We start from the raw sequence: 597 nt of genomic DNA, 5'->3' as shown, positions 1-597 counted from the left end.
GAAAATTTATGAAAAGCATTTGTATTTTATGCAGTGACGCATGCTTGTAAGCAATGAATTAAAAAATTTAGAGTTTGATGTTACGTTTTATCACTCATTTGGAAGTACATTTTCCAAATAAAAGGAATCTGTTACTAGCTTGCGCAGATGATGATTGGGAGGCGAATGATTTTATTATTCCATTTTCTTTTGTCGGTTGTGGTTTTTTAAATGTTTGATACATAACTCTTGAATAAACAAGAGACCACTTGTGGCTTTGTTATTGTTTTCAAAGAGTTTTTAAAGGTAAAAAATGCTCGATGTTCAGTTTGATTGGGTCTTCTTTAGCAAGAGTCATTAAAAAGAATAATCTTGCGGCTCATATTTCTATTGCAACGCGTCGTCAAGAAACGCTGATAAGAGCACGCGAATTGCAACTTGGGGATTTTTATACCACGGATAAGGCAGAAGCTGTTGAAGGAGCCGATTTGGTTATTCTTTCTGTTCCTGTAGGAGCCAGTGCGCAAGTGGCAAAATCACTTCATGATCATTTAAAACCTGGAGCGATTGTGAGTGATGTTGGTTCTACAAAAGCGTTGGTTATTGCAGAAATGGCAC

Annotated in this window: 1 protein-coding gene; it reads left to right on the top strand. The window is 36.3% G+C overall.

Going from position 1 to position 597, the window contains the following annotated elements:
- Positions 1-299 precede the first annotated feature (299 nt).
- The coding region (locus ACFINZ_RS11690) for a prephenate dehydrogenase/arogenate dehydrogenase family protein (protein ID WP_375701606.1) at positions 300-597 on the top strand (298 nt) is incomplete at its 3' end.

It is taken from the genome of Bartonella sp. AA81SXKL, assembly GCF_042196945.1.
Taxonomy (GTDB): Bacteria; Pseudomonadota; Alphaproteobacteria; order Rhizobiales; family Rhizobiaceae; genus Bartonella.
This window is presented reverse-complemented; position numbering and strand designations above follow the sequence as displayed.